A 14,109-nucleotide genomic window follows, 5' to 3' on the forward strand; every position below is an offset into this window, starting at 1 on the left:
CTTTTGGAAACAATGGGTTTCAATAGTTTCTATTTCTATACTCGGATCGTCAGCCTATTCCAGTGCCCAACGGCACGGCGGCTCGCGGCCGACGTGCAACAACGGAGCAAACCCATGATCGAATTGAAGCCTTTTGCGGCGCTGGGCGGCGCCGACCACGGCTGGCTGAAGGCCAAGCACCATTTCTCGTTCGCGAACTATTACGACCCCAGCAACATGGGCCACGGCGCCCTGCGGGTCTGGAACGACGACGAGATCGCCCCGAACACTGGCTTCCCTGCACATCCGCACCGGAACATGGAGATCATCACCTATGTCCGCGAAGGCGCGATCACGCATCAGGACAGCCTCGGCAACAAGGGCCGCACTGAGGCCGGCGACGTCCAGGTGATGAGCGCGGGCAGCGGCATCCGCCACTCCGAGTACAATCTGGAGCCGACCACGACGCGGATCTTCCAGATCTGGATCGAGCCGACCACCGATGGCGGCCAGCCGACCTGGGGCGCCAAGCCGTTCCCGAAGTCCGACCGCTCCGGCAAGCTGGTCACACTGGCGAGCGGCTTCGCAGATGACGGCGACGCGTTGCCGATCCGCGCCAAGGCGCGCGTACTCGGCACCACGCTGAAGGCAGGCGAGACCGCCGAGTACAGCGCCGACAATTCCCGGCACATCTATCTGGTGCCCGCGGCCGGCAGCGTCGAAGTGAACGGCGTCCGAGTCAACGCCCGCGACGGCGCCGCCATCCGCGACGAGGCCCCGCTGAAGATCATCGCGCTCGAAGATTCCGAGCTGGTGCTCGTCGACGCCGCCTAACCGTCTCACGCGATCCCGGCCGGGCATCCGGCCGGGACGCTCTTCCCGATCATCCTCGTCCCCACGGAGACTGCCATGACCAAGGTTCTCGTTCTCTACTACTCCGCCTACGGCCACATCGAAGCGATGGCCAACGCGGTGGCCGAAGGCGCCCGCGAGGCCGGCGCCACCGTCGACGTCAAGCGCGTGCCCGAGCTGGTGCCGGCCGACGTTGCCAAGGCCTCCTACTACAAGCTCGACCAGGCTGCCCCGATCGCCAAGGTCGAGGAGCTCGCCGATTACGACGCGATCATCGTCGGCACCGGCACCCGCTTCGGCCGCATGGCCTCGCAGATGGCCAACTTCCTCGATCAGGCCGGCGGCCTGTGGGCCAAGGGCGTGCTCCACGGCAAGGTCGGCGGCGCCTTCACCTCGACCGCGACCCAGCACGGCGGCCAGGAAACCACCCTGTTCTCGATCATCACCAACCTGCTGCACTTCGGCATGACCATCGTCGGCCTCAACTACGGCTTCGCCGGCCAGATGAAGCTCGACGAGGTCACCGGCGGCTCGCCCTATGGCGCCACCACCATCACCGGCGGTGACGGCAGCCGGCAGCCGAGCGCGAACGAGCTGGCGGGGGCGCGCTATCAGGGCCGCGTCATCGCCGAGACCGCAAAGAAGCTGCATGGCTGATGCGACTGGGGCGGCACTTCCGCAAACGAAGTGCCGCCCCATTTCACAAGAGTTGGAAAGTAGGAGAGGAGTCCGCAATGCCCGCCATGCTCGAACTGGTGACGCTGGCCCGGTTGGCCCGCCATCCCCTGCAGATGATGGCGCGCCGCTGGTACTGCAAGAGCCTCTACCGCGCCAGCCGCGGCCAGCGCCGCTGCCCGGAATGCACGGCCGCTACAGCGGCTTGATCTGCACCTTCCTGAACTTCACGACGCCCGAGCCGTACTGCAGGGCGATCGGTCCCGCCGCGTGCTTGCTGTCGTCAACATCGGCGGTCTTCTCGCCGTTGAGGATCACGGTCAGCCGCGTGCCCTTGGCGGTGATCTCGTAGGTATTCCACTTGCCGCCGGCCTTCGGCATCGGATCGACCTTGGACACGTCGACGATCGCGCCGGTGCCGTATTTCGGATCGGGCCGCTTGTCGAAGATGTTGACCTCGTAGCAGATGTTGGAGTCGATCTTCGCCGACTGGTCGCAGCGGATGAAGATGCCGCTGTTGGCGGCGTCATCGACCCAGAACTCGGCCTTGATCTGGAAGTCCTTGTAGCTCACCTTGGTCACCAGATACGATGGATCCTTGCCGTCGAGCTTGTCGGCCGACAGCGCGCCGTCCTTCATCTCCCAATTGGCCTTGCCGACCTCGCTGAAGTCGGCCTTGGTCGTGGAGTCGACCAGGGTCACCCAGCCGTCATCGGCCAATGCCGCTCCCGTCATGCCTGCGCCCGCAATCAATAGTCCGGCCGCGAGCCCACTCAAGCGATACCGCATCGAAACTCCTCCCTGATTTCTGTTTCGTTCGTCGCCACGATAGCAAAGCGCCGGACAATTCAAACGGGTTTCGATGCTGCACCTGCTCTATCGTCTCCTCCAACTACACCGCCGTGGCGCGCGCAAAATCGACATAGATCTCGCGCAGCCGCGCCGCCACCGGTCCCGGCTTGCCGTCGCCGACGGGCTTGCCGTCGATCGTGACCACCGGCTGCACGAACGAGCTCGCGCTGGTGATGAAGGCTTCCTTCGCCGCGAGCGCCTCCTCCACCGTGAACAGCCGCTCCTCGACCTTGAGCTGGCGCTCCTCGGCGAGCTTCACCACGGCCTTGCGGGTGCAGCCCGGCAGGATCGCGTTCGAGTTCGGCCGCGTCACGATGACGTCGTCCTTGGTCAGGATGAAGGCCGAGGACGAGCCGCCCTCGGTGACATGACCGTCCTCGACCATCCACGCCTCGCCGGCCCCGGCCGCGGCGGCCGCCTGCTTCGCGAGCACCTGCGCCAGTAGCGCCACGCTCTTGATGTCGCGGCGCGCCCAGCGGATGTCGGGCACGGTGATGACGCCAATTCCCGTCTTCGCCGAGGGCGCATTGATGATATCCTTGGCGGTGACGAACATCACCAAGGTCGGCTTGACGTCGCCCTTGGGAAACGGGAAGTCGCGGCCCTTGTCGGCGCCGCGCGTCACCTGCAGATAGACCATGCCCTGGTCGAGCCGGTTGCGTGCGACCAGCTCCTTCTGCAGCTCCTCGATCCGCGCCAGGCTCTCCGGCAGCGCCAGCCCGATCTCGCCGACCGAGCGCTCCAGGCGGGCAAGATGCGGGGCACTGTCGACCAGCTTGCCATCGAGCACCGCCGCCACTTCGTAGATGCCGTCGGCAAACAGGAAGCCGCGATCGAGGACCGAGACCTTGGCCTCGGACAGGGGCACGAAGGCGCCGTTGACGTAAGCGATCGGGTCCAAATTCATATTCTCCAACTTCGAGATTCAGGGTTCGCGCGTTCCGCGCGCCCCGGAACGACGGTAAGTGCTAATGCGACAGGATCTTCGACAAGAACTGCTGCGCCCGCTCGCTGCGCGGCTGGCCGAAGAAATCCTCCTTCTTGGCGTCCTCGACGATCTCGCCGCGGTCCATGAAGATGACGCGGTGGGCGACCTTCCTGGCGAAGCCCATCTCGTGGGTCACGACCATCATGGTCATGCCCTCGCGGGCGAGATCGACCATGACGTCGAGCACCTCGCTGATCATCTCCGGATCGAGCGCCGAGGTCGGCTCGTCGAACAGCATCGCGATCGGATCCATGGCGAGCGCACGTGCGATCGCCACGCGCTGCTGCTGGCCGCCGGAGAGCTGCGCCGGAAACTTCTGCGCCTGCTCCTTGAGGCCGACGCGATCCAGGAGTTTCATGCCCTTCGCGGTCGCTTCCTCATGGCCACGACCCAGCACCTTCTGCTGGGCGAGGCAGAGATTGTCGATGATCTTGAGATGCGGAAACAGCTCGAAGTGCTGGAACACCATGCCGACCCGCGAGCGCAGCTTCGGCAGGTTGGTCTTGGAATCATTGACCTTGAGGCCGTCGATCGTGATCACGCCGTCCTGGAACGGCTCCAGCGCGTTGACACATTTGATCAGGGTCGACTTGCCGGAGCCGGAGGGGCCGCAGACCACCACCACCTCGCCCTTGGCGACCGAGGTCGTGCAGTCCTTCAGCACCTGGAAGCTCGGGCTGTACCATTTGTTGACGTGGCTGATTTCGATCATGGGAGCCGACTATCTGATGATGGAGATGCGCGACTGCAGGCGGCGGACGCCGTAGGACGCGACACAGGAGATGGTGAAGTAGACCAGGGCCGCGAACAGGTACATCTCGACCAGACGGCCGTCGCGCTGGGCGACTTTCGAAGCAGCGCCGAGGAAGTCCGGAATCGAGAGCACGTAGACCAGCGACGTGTCCTGGAACAGCACGATGGTCTGCGTCAGCAGCACCGGCAGCATGTTGCGGAACGCCTGCGGCAGCACGACGTAGCGCATGGTATGCGCATAGGTCAGGCCGAGCGCCGAGGCCGCGGCCGGCTGGCCGCGCGAGATCGACTGGATGCCGGCGCGCATGATCTCGGAGAAATAGGCCGCCTCGAACAGGATGAAGGTGATCAGGGAGGACGCGAACGCGCCGACCTTGATCGGCCGCGACGAGCCGGTGATCCACTGCCCGATATAGGGCACCAGGAAGTAGAACCAGAAGATCACCAGAACCAGCGGCAGCGAGCGCATGAAGTCGACATAGAGCCCGGCGATAAAGCCCATCACCCGATAGCCGGACAGCCGCATCAGCGCGATCAGGGTGCCGAACACAAGACCGCCCGTCGCCGACAGCGCCGTCAAGGTCAGCGTGAAGGTCATGCCGTCGATGAAAAGATAGCTCAGCGAGCGGCGGATGACGTCGAAATCGAAATTGGCCAGCATCTCATTTGCCCGTGATGTAGCCAGGGACCGCCACCGCGCGCTCCAGGAGCCGCATGCCGATCACGACGATGACGTTGATGACGAGATACATCAAGGTGGCGGCGCTGAAGGCCTCGAACACCTGGAACGAGAATTCCTGCATGGCGCGCGCAGCGCCCGTCAGCTCGATCAGACCGATCGTGATTGCGACGGCGCTGTTCTTGACCGTGTTGAGAAATTCGGACGTCAGCGGCGGCAGGATGATGCGGAAAGCCATCGGCAGCAGCACGTAGCGGTAGGCCTGCAAGGTGGTGAGGCCGAGCGCGGTCGCCGCCAGCTTCTGGCCGCGCGGCAGCGAGCCGATGCCGGCCGCCAATTGCACGGCGACACGCGCCGACATGAACAGGCCGATGCCGACGGCCGCCGTATAGAATGGCGCATTGGGCATCTGCTTCAGCCACAGGCCGATCGTGGGCGGCAACAGCTCCGGCAGCACGAAGAACCACAGGAACAGCTGCACCAAAAGCGGCATGTTGCGGAAGAACTCGACATAGGCGAAGGCGATCCAGGTCGCCAGCTTGGACGGCAAGCTGCGCAGGATGCCGACGATCGTGCCGCAGATCAGCGCGATCACCCAGGCCGACAGCGAGGTCACGATCGTGACCTTCAACCCCGACAGCAGCATGTCGAAATAGGTGCCGGCCCCGGTCGGGTTCGGCTCCAGGAAGATGTGCCAGTTCCAGGTGTAGTTCACGGGGACATCCTGAGAGGGAATTAGCTTGCAAGTCGCATTACACAGTCTTTGCCAAAAACTCGCTGCGCTCCCTCCCCCCTTGCGGGGGAGGGTCGGGGTGGGGGGTCCACACGGGCAGTCTTTCCTGAGACCCCCACCCCCGACCCCTCCCCGCAAGGGGGAGGGGGGCGCATCGAATTCGGCGCGAGAGCTGCGACCTCACCTTACGGCTTGTACGAATCCGGATCCGGCGAGTCCGACGGCTTGGCGAACTCGGCCTTCAGTTCGGCCGACATCGGGGTGTTCAGGTTCAGGCCCTTCGGCGGGACCTTCTGCATGAACCACTTGTCATACAGCTTGGCGCCCTCGCCGCTGGTGTAGATCTTGGCGGTCGCGGCATCGACGACCTTCTTGAACTGCGGGTCGTCCTTGCGCAGCATGATGCCGTAGGGCTCAGGCTTCGAGAACGCGTCCTTGGAAACGACGTAGGCGGCCGGATCCTTGGAGCCGGCGACGAGGCTCGCCAGAAGAATGTCGTCCATCACGAAGGCGACGGCGCGATCGGTCTCCACCATCAGGAAGGCCTCGGCATGATCCTTGGCCGGGATGATGTTGATGCCGAGGTTGCGCGCCGCGTTGGCTTCGGTGAGCTGCTTGATGTTGGTGGTGCCGGCGGTCGACACGACCGATTTACCCTTCAGATCGTCGATCGCGTTGATCTTGCTCGCCTTCTTCGAGACGTAGCGGCTCGCCGTCAGGAAGTGGGTGTTGGTGAAGGAGATCTGCTTCTGGCGCTCGGCATTGTTGGTGGTCGAGCCGCATTCCAGATCGATGGTGCCGTTGGCGAGCAGCGGGATGCGGGTCGATGACGTCACCGGGTTGAGCTTCACGTCGAGCTTGTCGAGCTTGAGCTCCTTCTTCACGGCATCGACGATGCCCATGCAGATGTCGATGGCAAAGCCGATCGGCTTCTGATTGTCGTCGAGATAGGAGAACGGGATCGAGGAGTCGCGGACGCCGAGCGTAATGGTGCCGGTCTCCTTGATGTTCTTCAGGGTCCCCGTCAGGTCCTCGGCCTGCACCTGGCCGGCGCAGAGCGCGGCGGCGACGGCAAGACCGAATAGGCGAAGCTGCTTCATAACTGATCTCCTCAATCCGGCTGATCGCCGGATGCTTGCATAAACCACAGCGAACTCAAAATGGCCCCCGCCCCCGGACGATCCCCGGCCGGACGAGCGCGGGCACCATAGACCGCCCCGCGGCGGGACGTCCTCGGACGATTGCGACAAATTGCCTGTCCCGCGTCCCCTTCGACAAGACGTCCGGGCTGAAACGGCAGCGCCGAACGTCGGGATGGTAAACTACGAGGGGCTCGCAGGCCCCGCGACCAGACGAAAGTTGCAGGCGGGCGGTTCCCGCGCGCGGCAATGCAACCGCACGGCACACGGGCCTCATGGTTCGAGACGCGCCGCGCGCAGCAACCCCGCCTTCCGTCTTCCTGGCCGGCGCGGCGCTCCTCACCAGACGCCAGGCGATGTGTGCTCATGCCTCCTTCTCGGCTCACAGCGGCTTCCGCAATTCACCAAGATCCCAGAACAGCCCGGCCATCAGGCCGAGCGCCTCGTCCGTGACATCCAGCAGGATGTGCTCATCCGGCGCGTGCTGCGAGCAGCCCGGATAGGAATGCGGCACCCACATGGTCGGCATCTTCAGCACGTCGGCAAACACGTCATTGGGCAGCGAGCCGCCGAAGTTCGGCAGCACGGCGGGCGCTCTGCCGGTGCTCATCTTGATGGAATCCGCGGCCCATTTGATCCAGGGGCTGTCGATGTCGGCGCGCGAGGCCATAAAGCTCTGCGCCATGCTGACTTCGATCATCGGGAAGCCATGCGCGGCGAGATGGTTCTTCACGTCGGCCACGATGCTGTCGACCTTGGTGCCGACGACGAAACGCAGCTGCAGCACGGCGCGGGCGCGGCCGGGGATCGCATTCGCCGGCTTGTCGATATGGCCGGAGGAGATCGCGAGCACCTCGAGCGTATTCCAGGCATAGAGCCGCTCCGCCGGCGTCAGCCCCTCCTCGCCCCAATTGTCCGACAGCGCCGGCTCGTCGGCGGTCGGCTCCACCTTCACGTCGGCGAGGATGGCGCGGATCGCATTGGTGAGACGCGGCGGCTTCAGCGACTCCAGCTTGATGCGGCCATGGCCGTCGACCAGCGTGGCGATCGCGTTCGCCAGAATGGTCGCCGGATTGGCGAGCACGCCGCCCCAATTGCCGGAGTGATTGCCGCCCTCGCGCAGATTGACGTCGAGATGCAACCGGATGCCGCCGCGGCAGCCGAGAAAGATGGTGGGGCGCGCGGTCGACAGCCGCGGGCCGTCCGAGCCGATGAAGACGTCGGCCTTCAAGGCGTCGCGATGCAGATCGGCCACCTTGGCGAGATCGGGCGAGCCGATCTCCTCGCCCATCTCGATGATGAACTTGGCATTGAAGCCGAGCTTGCCGCCACGCGCCTCGCGCACCGCGCGCAGCGCCGCCATGTTGACGCTGTGCTGGCCCTTGTTGTCGGCGGTGCCGCGGCCATAGAGACGATTGCCCGCCGGCGTCACCGCCCAGGGATCGCGGCCGTCGCGCCATTCACCAGCCATGCCGTCGACGGTGTCGCCGTGGCCATAGCTGAGCATCGTCGGGGCGCTGTCGCTCTCGTGGTAGGTCGCGATCAGGAACGGCGACTTGCCGCTCGGCGAGGGCACGATCTCGGAGGAAAAGCCGAGCGCTGCAAAGGACGGCGTCAGCTCGTTGGTCAGATACGCCGCGAGGTCGTCCTTGCGCTCGGGATTGAGGCTCTCGGTGCGATAGGCGACCCGGCGGCCGAGCTCGGCCAAGAAGTCACCGCTCGTCAGGCTCTGACGGGCACGGGCGATTGCATCAATCCTGGTCATGGCGCTTTTCCAGTCACAACGAAGGCGGCGTCATATCGGGATCGCGCGACGAGCGGAAGGGGCTGGGTTTGAATTCAATGCTGACATCAAGCAAGTCTCGGATTTCGGAACCGCGTAGCCTACCATCAAACTCGGTGGTTGGATCGCGCTGCGGCTTGCTCGGTACTCCTCGCCCCGCCCGTGTAGCGCCAGCCCCCTCCTCGTCCCGGACAAAAGTGGTCAACTGACAATCCAGAGGCGCAGTCTCTCAATTCACCGCGTGGCTGACCACCACCTCGATCAGCTTGGCGCCGGGCCTGCGGAACGCGTCCGACAAGCTCGGCTTCAGCTCGCGCGGATCACTGATGCGCATCGCCTCGCAGCCGAACGACCGTGCCAGCCCTGCGAAATCCACCGGCGGGTCGACAAAATCCATGCCGATATAGTTGTCGTCACCGTGGAACGACAGCAGCCGCTGCTTGATGATGCGATAGCCGCCATTGTTGACGATGACCACCGACAGCGGCAGCTTGTGATGCGCTGCGGTCCACAGCGCCTGGATCGAATACATCGCGCTGCCGTCGCCGGAGTAGCAGACCACGGGGCGATCGGGATTGGCGAGGCTGACGCCGACCGAGGCCGGCAGGCCCCAGCCGATGCCCCCCGAGGCGAGCGCGTGATAGTTGTAGCGGTCGCGATACGGCCACAGCGCCGTCATGTAGCGCGCCGAGGTCAGGCCTTCGTCGACCAGGATGCCGTGCTCCGGCATGGCCTCGGCGACCTGCAGCGCCAGGTAGTCCGGATCGATCGGCGTCCGCTCGCGCGCCGCTTCGATCTGCGCGGCCAGCTTGCGGCGCCGCGCGCTCCAGTTCTTCGAGGACAATTCGGCCAGGCGTTCCTGCGCACGCGCCTGCAGGGCCGCGCCGCCGAGCTCGCGCAAGAGCGGCGTGAGCTGAAGCAGCGTCTCGCGAACGTCGGACTTGAGCGCGATCTCGGCACCGAAATTCTTTCCCAGCTCCCAATCGACGAGGCCGATCTGCACGATCGGCAAGCCCTCGGGCAGGGGCTCGATGTCGCTATGCACGGACATCCGCAAGGGATCGGCGCCGAGCACGATGAGAAGATCGTGTGGCGCGAGCAGGTCGCGGACCTGCTGCTGCGCGCGCGACAATGAGCCGATGTAGCAGGGATGCTCGGACAGGAAATGCGCGCCATAGGGCGCGGACTGCTGATGCACGGGAGCGCCGATCGCCGACGCGAACTCGGCCGCCTGCCGCAGCGCATCGCTCTTGACGATCTCGTCGCCGGTGATGATCACCGGCCGCTGCGCCCTGAGAATGCGCTGCGCCAGCGCCTGCAACGCGTCCGCGGCCGGCAACACGCGCGCATCGACCCGGGTGGAACGGCCGAGCTCGATGCCGGCTTCGGCATTGAGGATATCGCCGGGCAGCGAGATGAAGACGGGACCGGTCGGCGGCGTGGTCGCCACCTTGGCGGCGCGCCTGATGATGCGCGGCAGGTCCTCCAGCCTCGTCACCTCGACCGCCCATTTCACCAGCGGCTCGGCCATCCGCACCAGCGGGCCGTAGAGCAGCGGCTCCATCAGGCCGTGGCCCTGCTCCTGCTGGCCGGCGGTGAGGATCATCGGCGTTCCGGTGAACTGCGCATTGTAGAGCGCGCCCATGGCGTTGCCGAGACCCGGCGCGACGTGGACGTTGCAGGCGACGAGGCGTCCCGAGGCGCGGCTGAAGCCGTCGGCGATCGCCACCACCAGACTCTCCTGCATCGCCATGACGTAGGTGAGATCGGGATGATCCTTCAGGGCATGCATGATCGGCAATTCGGTGGTGCCGGGATTGCCGAACAGATGGGTGATGCCCTCGTCCTTGAGCAGCGCGAGGAAGGCCGAGCGTCCGGTGGTGCGGTTCTTCATGGTGGCGTTTTCCTCTGGGTCGTGGCCTTGTTCGTTCTCGGCAAGCTCTCACTCCGTCATTGCGAGCGAAGCAAAGCAATCCAGCGTCTGTCATAGAGGCAGTCTGGATTGCTTCGGAGCTGACGCTCCTCGCAATGACGGCGGAGGGGCCGTTGGTCCGGCTTCTCATCGATGGCTCCGGCTAAGATCATGTCACGACCTTGCCAATCAGTACGGCTCCTTGAGTGCGCTCATTGTGACGATACCAAGCTGCCCGCGGATCAGAACATCCCTTCGCGCGAGCCGCGCTTCTTGCGCTGCGCGCGCTGCCAGACCACGCCGGGAAAACCCTTCAGCGGCACCAGGGGCGCGCCGGTGTAGGCCCAATCCGGCGCCTCCTCGATGGCAACGTGATAGAGCGGCTCGCGACCGGTTCGTGCTGCAAATAGCGCGCGCGGGATGTTCACCATGTGCGGCGAGCGGGCGCGCTCGTAGAACACAGGCGAGCCGCAGCTGCTGCAGAAGCTGCGCGTGGCTTTCGCGGCGGCGTCCTCGTAGCAGGTGATCGCATCCGCACCCGAGGTGATGCGAAGGCGCTTGCGCCAGCTTCCGACATAGGTGGCGTAGGCCGCGCCATGGGCGCGGCGGCTGGGCGATGAATGATCATGCCAGGCCCAGCGCGCCGGGACGTCGATCTCGAAGGCGACGCGGCCGCACAGGCATTGGCCGGAGGCGATGCCGGCGGGAGCGGATCTGGGCATGACAAGCATCCATCCACGGCGTCATTCCGGGGCAAGGCCACCGGCCTTGAACCCGGAATGACAATGAAAACGCGACTGCTCGGCTCTCGTGACGCGGTCGAGCTAAGCGGGCGCCATCTCGTCATAGGCCGGATAGTCGGTATAGCCCCTGGCGTCGCCGCCATAAAAGGTGGGACGGTGATACGGCGTCAGCGGCCAGCCGTGCTGCAGCCGGGCGGGCAGGTCCGGGTTGGAGATGAAGGTGCGGCCGAAGGCGATGGCGTCGGCGTGGCCGGCCTGGATCGCGGCTTCCGCCGGCTCGCCGGTGAAGCCGCCGGCGCCGATCAGGACGCCCTTCCACACCGGCCGGAACAGAGCGATGGCCGACGGCACGTTCTGCCAGTTGACGTCGGCGCGGCCGGCGCCGGAGGAGCGCGGCTCGATCAGGTGCAGATAGGCGATGCCGAGCTTGTTGAGCGCCTCGATCGCATGGGTATAGAGCGGCATCGGGTCGGCTTCGCCGGAGCCGTTGGCGATGCCATAGGGCGACAGCCGCACGCCGACCTTGTCGGCACCGCAGGCGGCGATCACGGCCTCGGTCACCTCGAGCAGGAAGCGGCAGCGTTTCGCGATGGAGCCGCCGTAGCGGTCGGTGCGCTGGTTGCTGCGGGTCTGCAGGAACTGCTCGATCAGGTAACCGTTCGCACCGTGCACCTCGACGCCGTCGAAGCCGGCGGCCATCGCATTGCGCGCGGCTTGGCCATAGGCGGCGACAAGCGCGGGGATCTCGTCGGTGTCGAGCGCGCGCGGCGTCTCGTAAGCTGCGCCTTTGCCTTCCGCCGTCATCGCCTTGAGATCGTCGCCGATCGCGATCGCCGACGGCGCCACCGGCAGCGCACCGCCCGGCTGGAACGAGGAATGCGAGACGCGGCCGACGTGCCAGAGCTGAAGGAAGATGACTCCGCCCTTGGCATGCACCGCGTCGACGACCTGCTTCCAGCCGGCGACCTGCGCCGCGCTGTAGATGCCCGGCACGTTCGGGCTGCCGGTGCCGGTCGGCAGCACCGGCGAGGCCTCGGCGATGATCAGCCCGCCCGGCGTCGCGCGCTGCGCATAATACTCAACGTTGAGCGGCCGCGGCGCGAGGGTCTCCCTTGCGGCGCGCATGCGGGTCAACGGCGCCATCACGACGCGATGCTTGAGGTGATAAGGACCGATCGTGAGCGGTGAAAACAGCGCAGGCAGCATTTCGTCCCCAGATGTCGTTGCGATTGTCGATTGGGATCATCTTGTTCGCAAAACATGATGGTGGCAATGTCCGCCCCACGTCAGTACGAGCAGACACTCCATGCCGAAAGCGAACGCCCTGCCCTCGCTCAGCCTGCGCATCGATCTCGATGACGGCAGCCGGATCGGGCCGGGCAAGATCGCGCTCCTGGAGAACATCGCGCGACACGGCTCGATCTCTGCGGCCGGGCGCGCGATGGACATGTCCTACAAGCGGGCCTGGGACCTCGTCGACGAGATCAACCGGGTGTGCCGGCAGCCCGCGGTCGCGCGGCAGACCGGCGGCCGCAATGGCGGTGGCGCAGCGCTGACGGCGTTCGGCGCGCAGTTGGTCGAACGTTATCGGCGCATCGAGCGCGATGCGGCTGACGCCGTGAAGAAGGATCTCGCCGCGCTGCGCAGCGACATCGAGAAGCCGAGGAAGACGCGCGGGGCCAAGGCCGCGTCGTAAGCCGGTTCCAGACGACGCGATGCATCTGCGACCGGACTGGTGCCCTCGCGTTGCAGCCGCAAAAAACCCGTCTTGCCGTCAGCCGGATGATCTTGCGGCCGCGCCAGGACGTCATACACCAGCATCTCATCGTCATGCCGGAGAACCTGCCGTGTCTCACCCCGCCTTGTCCGCCGACCACACCGCCGTCGTCACCGGAGGCGCCTCCGGCATCGGGCTCGCCGCCGCCATGCGCTTCGCAGAGCGCGGCATGAACGTCTGCATCGCCGATGTCGACGAGGCCCGGCTGCGCGACGCCGCCGCCAGGCTCGCGGCCGCGGCCAAGCGTGGCGAGGCTGCGGTCATGACCGCCACGGTCGATGTGAGCAACCGGGACAGCGTGGTCGCGCTCGAAACGGCGGTGCGCGCACGCTTCGGCGCGATCGACGTGCTGATGAACAATGCCGGCATCCAGCCGGGCAGCAAGATGCTTGCCGACGACAATTGGCAGCGCATCCTCGGGGTCAATCTGTGGGGCGTCATCCACGGCTCGCAGGTGTTCGCAGCCAACATGATCGCCCAGAGCAAGCCGGCGTTGATCATCAATACCGGCTCCAAGCAGGGCATCACCACGCCGCCCGGCGATCCCGCCTACAACGTCTCGAAGGCCGGCGTGAAGGCGTTCACCGAGGCGCTGCAGCACGAGCTGCGCAACACGCCCGGCTGCCAGGTGACGGCGCATCTGTTCATTCCGGGCTTCGTGTTCACGCCGCTCACCGCGAATGGCCGCGTCGAGAAGCCGGCCGCCGCGTGGACGCCGGAGCAGACGGTCGACTTCATGCTGGAGCGGGTTACGGCCGGCGACTTCTACGTGCTGTGCCCCGACAACGACGTGCCGCGCGCGCTGGACAAGCGGCGCATCCTGTGGGCGGCCGGCGACATCGTCGAGAACCGGCCGCCGCTGTCGCGCTGGCATGCCGACTACGCCGACGCATTCGCGGCGTTCGCAAAGATATCGCCATGATCCGACCACATCGGAGCGGCGGCGCATAGCTGCTCCCGGTCTCAGCACAAGCTCCCAGACGCGTCGGATCGTCGCAAGGCGGTCCGCGTGCGTTCGGGACGTCTACCCATCGACCGAATCGCTACGGTCGAACGCTCTTGCAACTCACTGATTTGCCGCGGGCGCGACATCGCCGCTGGTCACCGGCTCTTGAAGCGCCCCTCGACCGTCAAGCGGTGAGATGTCGCAGCTCTGCGGGAGCGCCATCCGTACGCCGCACGACAATCTGACGCAGACGCATTCCACAATCCCTGCGCGAAGCAGCCACGAAGCAGGCAGCAGA

At 65.7% G+C, this 14,109-nt stretch carries 15 protein-coding genes; 5 read left to right on the plus strand and 10 right to left on the minus strand.

Annotated features, from left to right (window positions below):
* Positions 1 to 114: 114 nt before the first annotated feature.
* From QX135_RS13185 to QX135_RS13195, 3 genes are all read left to right on the plus strand, one after another.
* The gene (locus QX135_RS13185; RefSeq protein WP_316181825.1) at positions 115 to 813 is read left to right on the plus strand and encodes a pirin family protein; all 699 of its coding nucleotides are present in this window, start codon (positions 115 to 117) and stop codon (positions 811 to 813) included.
* Positions 814 to 888: 75 nt separating this feature from the next.
* Positions 889 to 1,488, plus strand: a complete 600-nt coding sequence (gene wrbA / locus QX135_RS13190) for an NAD(P)H:quinone oxidoreductase (protein WP_316181827.1) — start codon at positions 889 to 891, stop codon at positions 1,486 to 1,488.
* A gap of 77 nt (positions 1,489 to 1,565) precedes the next feature.
* A complete protein-coding gene (locus tag QX135_RS13195; protein ID WP_315736529.1) occupies positions 1,566 to 1,715 on the plus strand; it encodes a hypothetical protein in 150 nt (49 codons plus the stop codon).
* Here QX135_RS13195 and QX135_RS13200 read toward each other — a convergent pair.
* The 10 genes from QX135_RS13200 to QX135_RS13245 all read right to left on the minus strand — a co-directional run bounded on the left by QX135_RS13200 (position 1,702) and on the right by QX135_RS13245 (position 12,294).
* Positions 1,702 to 2,295: a DUF1080 domain-containing protein gene (locus tag QX135_RS13200; RefSeq protein ID WP_316181828.1), complete on the minus strand. Its 594-nt coding sequence runs from the start codon at positions 2,293 to 2,295 to the stop codon at positions 1,702 to 1,704. The two genes, QX135_RS13195 and QX135_RS13200, sit on opposite strands and share 14 nt — an antisense overlap.
* 103 nt (positions 2,296 to 2,398) lie before the next feature.
* Complete coding sequence (locus QX135_RS13205) at positions 2,399 to 3,259, minus strand: D-amino-acid transaminase (RefSeq protein ID WP_315736527.1); 861 nt, start codon at positions 3,257 to 3,259, stop codon at positions 2,399 to 2,401.
* 67 nt (positions 3,260 to 3,326) lie between these two features.
* Entirely contained in the window at positions 3,327 to 4,058 is a 732-nt protein-coding gene (locus QX135_RS13210; protein WP_315736526.1) for an amino acid ABC transporter ATP-binding protein, read from the minus strand.
* A 9-nt stretch (positions 4,059 to 4,067) separates the two neighbouring features.
* Positions 4,068 to 4,760 (minus strand): amino acid ABC transporter permease, encoded by a 693-nt coding sequence (locus QX135_RS13215; RefSeq protein ID WP_316181831.1) that lies wholly within the window; start codon positions 4,758 to 4,760, stop codon positions 4,068 to 4,070.
* Position 4,761: 1 nt separating this feature from the next.
* Positions 4,762 to 5,493: an amino acid ABC transporter permease gene (locus QX135_RS13220; protein ID WP_315754611.1), complete on the minus strand. Its 732-nt coding sequence runs from the start codon at positions 5,491 to 5,493 to the stop codon at positions 4,762 to 4,764.
* Positions 5,494 to 5,696: 203 nt separating this feature from the next.
* Entirely contained in the window at positions 5,697 to 6,611 is a 915-nt protein-coding gene (locus tag QX135_RS13225) for an amino acid ABC transporter substrate-binding protein (protein ID WP_315777932.1), read from the minus strand.
* Between the two features lie 421 nt (positions 6,612 to 7,032).
* Complete coding sequence (locus tag QX135_RS13230; RefSeq protein WP_316181834.1) at positions 7,033 to 8,415, minus strand: M20 family metallopeptidase; 1,383 nt, start codon at positions 8,413 to 8,415, stop codon at positions 7,033 to 7,035.
* Positions 8,416 to 8,662: 247 nt separating this feature from the next.
* Positions 8,663 to 10,327, minus strand: coding sequence for a thiamine pyrophosphate-binding protein (locus QX135_RS13235; protein ID WP_316181836.1), 1,665 nt, complete (start codon positions 10,325 to 10,327; stop codon positions 8,663 to 8,665).
* 260 nt (positions 10,328 to 10,587) lie between these two features.
* Positions 10,588 to 11,067 (minus strand): GFA family protein, encoded by a 480-nt coding sequence (locus QX135_RS13240; RefSeq protein WP_315810731.1) that lies wholly within the window; start codon positions 11,065 to 11,067, stop codon positions 10,588 to 10,590.
* A 102-nt stretch (positions 11,068 to 11,169) separates the two neighbouring features.
* On the minus strand, positions 11,170 to 12,294 hold the full coding sequence (locus QX135_RS13245; RefSeq protein WP_316181837.1) for an alkene reductase: 1,125 nt from the start codon (positions 12,292 to 12,294) through the stop codon (positions 11,170 to 11,172).
* Between the two features lie 100 nt (positions 12,295 to 12,394).
* Here QX135_RS13245 and QX135_RS13250 point away from each other — a divergent pair, with 100 nt between their 5' ends.
* Together QX135_RS13250 and QX135_RS13255 are read left to right on the plus strand one after the other, a co-directional pair.
* Positions 12,395 to 12,784: a winged helix-turn-helix domain-containing protein gene (locus QX135_RS13250; RefSeq protein WP_316181839.1), complete on the plus strand. Its 390-nt coding sequence runs from the start codon at positions 12,395 to 12,397 to the stop codon at positions 12,782 to 12,784.
* A 151-nt stretch (positions 12,785 to 12,935) separates the two neighbouring features.
* On the plus strand, positions 12,936 to 13,787 hold the full coding sequence (locus tag QX135_RS13255; RefSeq protein ID WP_316181841.1) for an SDR family NAD(P)-dependent oxidoreductase: 852 nt from the start codon (positions 12,936 to 12,938) through the stop codon (positions 13,785 to 13,787).
* Positions 13,788 to 14,109 lie beyond the last annotated feature (322 nt).

Origin of the sequence: Bradyrhizobium sp. SZCCHNR1098, from assembly GCF_032489375.1 — a bacterium.
In the GTDB taxonomy this organism is placed as follows: domain Bacteria; phylum Pseudomonadota; class Alphaproteobacteria; order Rhizobiales; family Xanthobacteraceae; genus Bradyrhizobium.